At 60.9% G+C, this 9446-nt stretch carries 8 protein-coding genes and 1 tRNA gene; 8 read left to right on the forward strand and 1 reads right to left on the reverse strand.

Annotation, left to right across the window (positions count from 1 at the left end):
- Positions 1 to 21: 21 nt before the first annotated feature.
- From AAG793_RS16110 to AAG793_RS16120, 3 genes are all read left to right on the forward strand, one after another.
- Positions 22 to 699 carry a response regulator gene (locus AAG793_RS16110; RefSeq protein ID WP_341910015.1) on the forward strand — a complete coding sequence of 226 codons (678 nt, stop codon included), beginning with the start codon at positions 22 to 24 and terminating at the stop codon, positions 697 to 699.
- A gap of 59 nt (positions 700 to 758) precedes the next feature.
- Positions 759 to 834, forward strand: a tRNA-Phe gene (locus AAG793_RS16115).
- Positions 835 to 840: 6 nt separating this feature from the next.
- Positions 841 to 1662, forward strand: a complete 822-nt coding sequence (locus AAG793_RS16120; protein ID WP_341910017.1) for a hypothetical protein — start codon at positions 841 to 843, stop codon at positions 1660 to 1662.
- Between the two features lie 36 nt (positions 1663 to 1698).
- Here the strand turns inward: AAG793_RS16120 and AAG793_RS16125 are convergent, their stop codons facing one another.
- On the reverse strand, positions 1699 to 2082 hold the full coding sequence (locus AAG793_RS16125; RefSeq protein WP_341910019.1) for a hypothetical protein: 384 nt from the start codon (positions 2080 to 2082) through the stop codon (positions 1699 to 1701).
- 202 nt (positions 2083 to 2284) lie between these two features.
- On the opposite strand from AAG793_RS16125, the gene AAG793_RS16130 reads away from it, so the two are divergent.
- The 5 genes from AAG793_RS16130 to AAG793_RS16150 all read left to right on the forward strand — a co-directional run.
- Positions 2285 to 3547, forward strand: coding sequence for a putative Na+/H+ antiporter (locus tag AAG793_RS16130; RefSeq protein WP_341910021.1), 1263 nt, complete (start codon positions 2285 to 2287; stop codon positions 3545 to 3547).
- A 450-nt stretch (positions 3548 to 3997) separates the two neighbouring features.
- A complete protein-coding gene (locus AAG793_RS16135; RefSeq protein WP_341910023.1) occupies positions 3998 to 6193 on the forward strand; it encodes a type I secretion system permease/ATPase in 2196 nt (731 codons plus the stop codon).
- Positions 6190 to 7605 (forward strand): HlyD family type I secretion periplasmic adaptor subunit, encoded by a 1416-nt coding sequence (locus tag AAG793_RS16140; protein WP_341910025.1) that lies wholly within the window; start codon positions 6190 to 6192, stop codon positions 7603 to 7605. The genes AAG793_RS16135 and AAG793_RS16140 overlap by 4 nt, the downstream gene beginning before the upstream one ends.
- A gap of 11 nt (positions 7606 to 7616) precedes the next feature.
- Positions 7617 to 8333, forward strand: coding sequence for a response regulator transcription factor (locus AAG793_RS16145; RefSeq protein ID WP_341910027.1), 717 nt, complete (start codon positions 7617 to 7619; stop codon positions 8331 to 8333).
- A gap of 170 nt (positions 8334 to 8503) precedes the next feature.
- Positions 8504 to 9446 (forward strand): retention module-containing protein (locus tag AAG793_RS16150; protein ID WP_341910029.1); only part of this gene is annotated, 943 nt, incomplete at its 3' end.

Below are 9446 nucleotides of genomic sequence, written 5' to 3' on the forward strand. Positions count from 1 at the left end.
CAGGCAGGGCAACATTCAATCATGGCAAATATTCTGGTCGTTGACGATGAACTGGGCATACGCGACCTGCTCTCCGAAATTCTCAATGACGAAGGTCATCAGGTCGAGCTTGCCGAGAATGCCGCCCAGGCCCGCGCCGCCCGTGGCCGTGTACGCCCCGATCTGGTGTTGCTTGACATCTGGATGCCCGACACCGATGGCGTGACGCTGCTCAAGGAGTGGTCGTCCAGCGGCCTGCTCACCATGCCAGTCATCATGATGAGCGGCCACGCGACCATCGACACCGCCGTCGAGGCGACCAAGATCGGCGCCATGGCCTTCCTCGAAAAACCCATCACCCTGCAAAAGCTGCTGAAAGCGGTGGAGCAGGGGCTGACCAAAAGCATGTCGCGCAAGCCGGTGGTCACCGGGCCCGGTGCGGTCCAGAGCACCACCGACTTTGCCGTTGACGTCGTCATGACCGGCGTACTCGCAGTGCCCGTCGACGCGGGCCCGCAGGCACTGCAGAGCTTCCAGCTTGAAAAACCCCTGCGCGACGCGCGCGACGAGTTCGAGAAAGCCTATTTCGAATTCCACCTCGCCAAGGAAGGCGGCTCGATGACGCGCGTGGCTGAAAAGACCGGCCTGGAGCGAACCCACCTCTATCGCAAGCTCAAGCAACTGGGCGTGGACCTGACCCGCGGCAAGCGCGGAAATTGAGGCCCACATCCCCGGCTTGGCCGGCCGGTGCCGGCGGCTGATATATAATCAGAGGCTCTGGCCCGGTAGCTCAGTCGGTAGAGCAGAGGATTGAAAATCCTTGTGTCGGTGGTTCGATTCCGCCCCAGGCCACCAGTGTTTATGCGCCCCAGCGCCCTTTTCGGGTTCTGGGGCGTTTCTACTATCCTGTGGCGTTTTCTGCAATTCTTGGTTCAGCCACGTATTGGAGTGCCAGAGCATATGCATAACATCGGTGAATTTCTGATCTGGCTGCTCTCCACGAGTGGGCCTACTCTCGCAGTGTTGACGCTTCTTGGGTTTGTTTTTCGCGAGAAGTGGAAGCAGTTGCTGACACGGTCACTGACTGTCGAGCTTGAGCGGCTAAAACATCAGTTACAGCTTGAGCAAGCGGTACATGCCGCCGGCTTAACGCCAATGCTTGAATCCGTTAAGCATGACTTCCAACGGCAATTGGAAGCCTATAAGGTGACGCTCATCGCTCAGGCAGAGGAGGTCAAGATCCGCGGCGACTTGAAAAAGACCATTGCAACGCGATATGTCGAGGTGCAGTTCGAGCGCTTTCTTAAGGTAGAAGCGGCACTTGCAAAAACTAGTGGTCTGATCCTGAACGAAGTTCTTTACCCGCCGCACTTACGCCGTGTTGAGCAGCTCACCGGGATTTTGGAATCACTTGCTGAGGTTAACGTTCGCTTTAACGAGTGCGAAATGTTTCTGTCGACGGAGGAGCGTTTACTCAGCGTCAACTATTTGAAAACGCTTGCTGATTTTTTGGACCACTGTGGGCCTGGAAAGGATCCGATTGCAAGAGAAAGTGCGGTATGGAGAGAGGCAGTAAGAGAACGAATTAGTGTTGAAAACATGATTCGGAATCGAATTCATGTGATGGCTGAAATTGCAAATGCCAACCCTGCTGTAACGCCCAAAATTACCGAAGCGGTTTAACCCTTTCGCCAATCCTTGCTTTAACGTAGTGCTATGTCATGTCTCGATTCTTGTGGCCCAGCAAGGATTGAGAATGCGCGAGGTCGCCTGTGTCGGTGGCTGACTTGGCTCGAATAACTCGGAACTGAAAATCCACCCTGCAGCCGTACGTGCCTTGTCAAAGCGTGAGCGCAGCGCAAACTGGCTCAGTGGCTGGCCGCTCCCATCCTGTACCAGATAAGGCCCTATGGCCCGCCGCGGGCGTTCGTTGATCCGGTTGATGACCGAGGCCAACTCCCCGGTAAATTCAACGCCTAGGCGGGTTCCTGTCTTGTTCTGGACGATCCAGAGGGCACCGTCTCGAATGTCTGTCCGCTTGAGCTTGAGCACATCGGCAGGGCGTCGGCCGGTCAGTAGCGCCAAGTCCATGGCGTCGATCACCCGAAGTGGGCGTTAGCCTTCACCTTGTCGAATTCGGCATCTGTGATGTACCGACAGCAGCCCAATACACGGGAATCGCGTCAGTGTGCCGGTGTGCTCCTGGCAGCCGGGTAAACTCCGCAATGGGTGGCATGCCATGTCGGGCGTTCCAGGAGTTGCGAAGGTCGGGCCGCCTCGCGGCACTTTCACGACCGGGAATTCCATGTCCGACACCCTGATCCAGTGGATCGCTGCAGCCATCTTTGCCGTCGCCCTGCTTCACACCTTCACGGCCAAGCAATTCGAGCGCTTGTCTCATCGTTATCCGCGCCACGCCGGCCTGTTTCACCTTCTCGGTGAAGTGGAGGTGGTCTTTGGCTTCTGGGCCATTGTCCTGGTGGTGGTGATGGCGGTGGTGGGCAGCGGCAGTGCCGCACTCGGCTACGCCGAGTCGCGCAACTACACCGAGCCGCTGTTTGTCTTCGTTGTCATGGTGATTGCGGCCTCGCGCCCGGTGTTGCGCACGGTCATGTCGCTGGTGGATGTGGTGGCTCGCATCGCACCGGTTCGCACCCCGCTGGCCACTGCGTGGCTGGGTTTGGCCGCGGTGCCCTTGCTGGGTTCTCTCATCACCGAGCCCGCAGCCATGACGATAGCGGCGCTGATGCTTGCTCCCCAGATATTCAGACCGCAAGTACCCGAAGGCATGAAATATCTCGCGCTGGGCGTGTTGTTCGTCAATGTTTCCATTGGCGGAACGATGACGTCTTATGCCGCACCGCCTGTGCTGATGGTGGCGAGCACCTGGCAATGGGACAGCGTCTTCATGTTTGCGAACTTTGGCTGGAAGGCAGCCGTGGCAGTCATCCTGAATGCCACCGTCGCGACGTACGTTCTGCGAAACCAGCTGCGGCCCGATCCGGCCATCGGCAGCGAGCAACCCGCCGAGCCTGCCGTGCCAGTGTCGGTGGTGATGGTGCACATGGGTTTACTGGCTGGTGTGGTGCTGTCCGCCCACCATCCCGTGGTGTTCTTGAGCCTGTTTTTGATGTTTCTCGGCTTTGCGCAGGCTTACGAGCGTCACCAGAGTCCCCTCATCCTCAAGGAGGCGCTGCTGGTCGGATTCTTTCTGGCGGGCCTGGTGGTTCTGGGCGGAATGCAGCAGTGGTGGCTCCAGCCGGTTGTTTCCGGGCTTACGCCTGTTGCGCTGTTTTTCGGGGCTTTGGGGCTCACGGCCGTCACCGACAACGCCGCCTTGACCTATCTCGGCTCCTTGATCGTCGGTATTTCTGACGAGTCCAAGTACATGCTGGTGGCCGGTGCTGTGGCCGGAGGCGGGCTGACCGTGATTGCCAATGCGCCCAATCCGGCTGGTGTGGCGTTGCTCAAACGGGGATTTGCCGATGAAACAGTCGGTGCCGGGGGCTTGCTGCTCGGCGCCCTGGGTCCCACGGTGGTTGCGGCGGCGGCGTTCATGTTCCTCTGACGGTGAACGGTGAACGGGCCTCAAACTTGCGTATTCCGCGAATCCACAGGGGGTTTTCTTGCGTATCACCGTAGGTGACGATGGTTTCGGGGCACGGGTGCTGCCACGCTTGGGTGTCAAGGTGTGGCAGGGGTGCGTCTATGACGGTTTTCCCTCTGGGCTCGCGCGCTGGTGTGTCGGATAATTAGGTATGTAGCAAAAATGCGGCGGGGAAGGCCGCGTTAACAGAGTAGACGTAATTCTTTGGTAGTAATGCCTTACATTACGTCTCGGCGCGCGGCTTGAAGCCTGCGGGCCATCCCTCTCTTTTATGCAACGTTGCTGTGTCAAGTAGTTCACGGCCACTGACGCAATTCCGGCGAAGGCCCGTCAGGCCATTGGGATGAATATTACCATTACAAATTATTACAATCCGTCGGAGAAGAATGTCGTGGGAGACGACGCGAACACATGAGCGATAACAACTTGCCGTCGCAGGCAGGCCGTGTTGTCCCCAAGCATCTGGGGCAAGGCCTGCGCGAGGATTTGCTGCACCATGATCCCTTGCTCGACTGCCTCGTCGAGCTGACCCGGATCCATGGGCGCCCGAGCACGCGCGCAGCGCTCTCGGCAGGCTTGCCTTTGCCCAAGGAAGGCCTGACGCCTTCGCTGTTCGCGCGCGCGGCTGCGCGCGCCGGTTTGTCCTGCAAGGTGGTGCGGCGCCCGCTCCGGGGCATCGATACCGCGCTGTTGCCGGTGATCCTGCTGCTTGAGGGCGAGTCGGCCTGTTTGCTTCTCGGCTGGGATGAGACGGGCGAAGAGGCCAACGTGCTGTTTCCCGAGACAGGCCAGGGGGCGGTGGTGCTTCCCCGTGCCGAACTGGAAAAGCGTTACGTCGGCATTTCCATTTTTTCCCGCCCGCATTTCCGGTTTGACCAGCGCACGCCGCTGGTCACCGGGACCTCGCAAAAGCATTGGTTCTGGGGCGCTTTCAGCGACCAGTTTCCGCTGTACCGGGACATCCTGACGTCCGCGCTGCTGATCAACCTGTTTGCCCTGGCGGTGCCGCTGTTCTCGATGAATGTGTACGACCGCGTGGTGCCCAACTTCGCGATCGAGACGCTCTGGATACTGGCCATCGGCATGGCGCTGGTGCTGGGCTTCGACTATTTCCTGCGGCTCATGCGTGGTTACTTTGTCGATCTGGCCGGCTCGCGCATCGACCTCAAGTTGTCTACGCTCATCATGGAGCGCGTGCTGGGCATGAAGCTGTCCGAGCGCCCGGCCTCTGTGGGCTCCTACGCGGCCACGCTGCGCTCTTTTGAATCGGTCCGGGACTTCATCGCCTCTGCGACGGTAACGGCCATCATCGACCTGCCGTTCGCCATCCTGTTCTTCATCGTGCTGGCGTGGATTTCTTGGCCGCTGGTCTTCGCGCCCATCGTGGGCGTTTTTGTGGTGATCATCTACAGCTATGTGGTGCAGCACAAGATGCATGAGTTGTCAGAGACCACTTTCCGCGCTGCAGCCATGCGCAATGCGACGCTGGTCGAGACGCTGACCGCCATGGAGGCGATCAAGTCTCACGGTGCCGAGAGCCAGATGCAGTCCAAGCTGGAAGACACCGCGGCTTTCCTCGCGCGGGTCAGTGCCCAGTTGCGTCTGCTGTCCTCTTCTGTGGTCAATGGTGTGACCACGCTGCAGCAACTGATCAACATGGCCATGATCGTCGGCGGCGTGTACCTGATCAACGCGGGCATGCTCACCATGGGCGGCCTGATCGCCTGCACCATGCTGGCCACCCGCGCCATGGCACCGCTGGGCCAGATCGTCGCCTTGCTGATGCAGTACCACAATGCGCGCACGGCCCTTGCATCGCTGGAAGTGACGATGAACAAGCCCGGCGAACGCACCGCCGAAGCCAATTTTGTCCATCGCCCCGACCTGCAGGGCGAGATCGTTTTTGACAACGTTCATTTCAGCTACCCGGGCCGCACGCAGGAAGCACTGCGCGGAATTTCCTTCCGCATCAAGCCGGGCGAGAACGTGGTGGTGATTGGCCGCGTGGGTTCGGGCAAGACCACCATCCAGCGGATGATTCTTGGCCTTTACGTGCCGACCCAGGGCAGTGTTTCCATTGACGGTATTGACCTGCGCCAGCTGGACCCGGCCGATCTGCGGCGCAACATCGGCTACGTGGAACAGGACGCCATGCTGTTTTACGGCACGCTGCGTGACAACATTGCCATCGCGGCACCGTACGCTGACGACGGCGCCATTCTCGCGGCGGCCGAAGTCGGCGGGCTGATCGAGTTTGCGAATGCCCACCCCCAAGGGTTTGACATGATCATCGGCGAGCGCGGCGAGTCGCTGTCTGGCGGTCAGCGTCAGGGGGTGGCGATTGCCCGTGCGGCACTGCTGGAGCCGCCCATCCTGCTGCTGGACGAGCCCACCGGCTCGATGGACTTCTCGTCCGAAGCCCAGTTCAAGGAGCGTCTGCGGGTGTTCGGCAGACACAAGACCACGATTGTGGTGACACACCGTAACACCCTTCTTGACCTCGCAGACCGCATCATCGTGATCGACGAGGGCCGGGTGGTGGCGGATGGTCCGCACGATCAGGTCATGGAAGCACTCAAGGCAGGAAGAGTAGGTAAAGCGTCATGAAGCCACGTTGGATCGGTTGGGCCCGTCCGGTGGTCAGGTTGCTGGAAGCCATCAGGGGCAAGGTGCAACCCACAGTGGATCGCACACTGGTGTCGTGGGATCAGGACCCGGGCAAGCTCGATGCGGGCTTCAGCAGCGATGCCGACCGCGTCATGCTGGACCAGGAGCCGCTGCGCGCGCGCATGCTGCTGAATGCCTTCGGCATCATCCTGGTGCTGGCCGTCGCGTGGGCTTCACTGGCTGAAATCGATGAAATCACCAAAGGCGAGGGCAAGGTCATCCCGTCCAAGCAGCTTCAGGTGCTGCAGAGCCTGGACGGCGGCGCCGTGTCTGAAATTCTGGTCAACGAAGGCCAGGTGGTGGAAGCCGGACAGGTGTTGCTGAACATCGACACCACACGTTTTGACTCGTCTCTCAAAGAGAACCGCGTCGGTTACCTCGCGCTGCTGGGCAAGACAGCCCGCCTGCGCGCACTGGCTGAGGGCGTGCCCTTTGTTCCCCCGCCAGAAGCCGTGACCGAAGCACCCAAAGTGGTGGAAGAGGAGCGACGCGCTTACGAGGCGAGCGTGTCAACGCTCAACGCACAGCTGGCCATTGCCCAGCAGCAGCTGGCCCAACGCCAGCAAGAGCTGCTGGAGGTCAAGGCCAGGCGCGAGCAGGCGGCCCAGGCCTATCAGCTGACCACGCGTGAACTGGGTTACACCCGCCCGCTCCTCAAGGATGGCGCGGTGTCTGAAGTGGAACTGTTGCGACTGGAGCGCGATGCAGGGCGTTATCTGGGCGACCGGGAGATGGCGTCTGCGCAGATCGCCCGGACGCAGTCGGCGATTGCCGAGGCCTCGCGCAAAGTCCAGGAACTGGAGCTCAACTTCAGGAGCGAGGCGCGCAAGGAGCTTTCTGAAACGCTGGCCAAGCTCAATGTCAGCTCGGCAGGTGGCGTGGGCTTGGCAGACAAGGTTGAAAAGTCTTCGCTGAAATCCCCGGTCCGCGGAACGGTCAAGCGCCTGCTGGTCAACACGGTGGGTGGTGTGGTGCAGCCTGGCCGCGACATCATCGAGATCGTTCCACTGGAAGAGAACCTGCTGGTGGAAGCCAAGGTCATGCCCAAGGACATCGCCTTCCTGCGCCCGGGTGATCGTGCCATCGTGAAGTTCACCGCGTACGACTTTTCGATCTACGGTGGCCTGGAAGCGCGGCTGGAAGTGATCGGCGCCGACTCGGTCACGGACGAACGCGGCAACACCTTCTACAACGTGCGGGTGCGCACCGAGAAATCCAAACTGGGCGAAGGTCTGCCCATCATCCCGGGCATGGTGGCAGAAGTCGACATCGTGACGGGCAAAAAGAGCATCCTCTCCTATCTCCTGAAACCCGTGCTCAGAGCCAAGCAGGCCGCGTTCACCGAGCGCTAGGGAACGGCCTCATGGTGAGTGAAGGGTCGTCGCACCTGTTCCTGTGCCGTGATGGTCAGATGCTGCCCCGCTGGAGCGAGGCGTTTGAAGGCGCCAAGGCGTCGAAACCGGGGACCTTGCGCTCCAAAAAAGGAAAAAGCACGGTCGGGCTGCTCTGGTTGCGTCTGGAGCAGGATGTGTCAGCGGCCGAGCAGGTGGCCGGTGTGGCGCTTCGGTTCGGGGTGCTGCCCTGCATCGTCATGAGCGACATCCCGCAGGACGAGGAGGCGATGGCGGTGTTTTCCGCCGGCGCGCGCGGCTATTGCAACACCCATGCAGATCCGAAGCTGCTCAGGCAGATTGCCGGCGTGGTGCTGCAAGGCGGGCTCTGGATCGGCGAATCGCTGATGCAACGGCTGATTGGCGCAACCGCCCGCCTGGCCCGTGCCGCGCCGTTGACGGAAGCCAGTCTTTCGACGGGACTTTCTGGCGACCTTTCCCCCCCAGCCACTGCCCCGCCTGCTGCTCCTGCGTGGCAGGAGAAACTGACCGACCGCGAACGGGAGGTGGCCCAGACGCTCGCATCCGGGGCCAGCAACAAGGAAATCGCCCGTCTGTTGGGCATCACGGACCGGACGGTCAAGGCGCATGTGGGCGCCATCCTGGAAAAGCTCCAGGTTCGCGACCGGCTGCAGCTGTCATTGGTCATCAACGGCGGCGCCAGAGTGACCGACCGGTCCGACGGCTGAGTCTCGGGGATTTGAGGGTTTACCCTGATTCATTCATGGCTTGTCTGCGGCGTTTTCAGGGTGGTTGAGCCGGCTCAGGCGGGGCCGTTCTAGTACCTCGGTACAGTGTCGCGATAGGCCCCAAGGGGGTAGGATGTTTCCATATGTAATCGTTACGTCTGGAAGTTGTCATGGCCACGTCCGTCCCTGTTGTTGGTAGCGTCACCCGGGTAGAGGGTTTTGTTTTTGCGTTGGGCAGTGACGGGCAGCGGCGTCAACTCAAGAGCGGAGATCCGGTTCTTGAAGGCGAGGTCATCGTCACCGGCCCCGGCGGGCGTGCCGGACTGACCTTCGAGCAGGGGGGCAACGTCGTTCTCGGCCCTGGCGAGACAGTTACCCTGGATGCGTCCGTGACGGGCAGCGTTCTTGCCGACACGACAGATGCCGCCCTGGCCCCTGAAGCTGGTGAGTTCGCAGCACTGCTGCAGGCCCTTGCCCGAGGCAGCAGCCTTGACAGCCTGTTCGCCGCACCCGCTGCGGGTACCAGTGCAGACGGTGGCATCCTGGCGTCGTCGCCGGTTGTTGCCCTTGATGGCAACACCCTGGTTGAAATCATCCGCACCCTGGAGACCGTAGCACCGCTGAGTTACCAGTACCGGGATCCGTTCACGTCAGTCGACACGCTGTTCAATGCCGCCACAGCTGGACCCACGACCCAGAGCGGACTGGTGGCCGCTGACTCGGAGGAGTTCGGTCAGCTGCAGGATGACTTTTCCCGACTCACCAACCTCGCTTCTACCAGTACGGTAACTGTCACAGCGGCACCGGCACCTGCGCCTGCGCCTGCGCCTGCGCCTGCGCCTGCGCCAGATACGACCGCTCCGACGATCACCAGTTCTGGTACTGCCGCCGCCATCAGCGAGAACGCTGGGGCTGGTTTGGCTGTGTACACCGTTACTTCTACAGATGCAGTGGGTTACGTCTCCGGCACGACCAGCTACAGCCTGACGGGCACCGACGCCGGCCTGTTCAGCATCAACGCCTCGACCGGCGTGGTGACGCTGACCGCCGCCGCGAACTACGAAGGCAAGAGCGCCTACAGCTTCAGCGTGGTGGCCACCGATGCGGCCAGCA

This window comes from Polaromonas sp. YR568 (assembly GCF_943372955.1).
GTDB lineage: Bacteria > Pseudomonadota > Gammaproteobacteria > Burkholderiales > Burkholderiaceae_C > Polaromonas.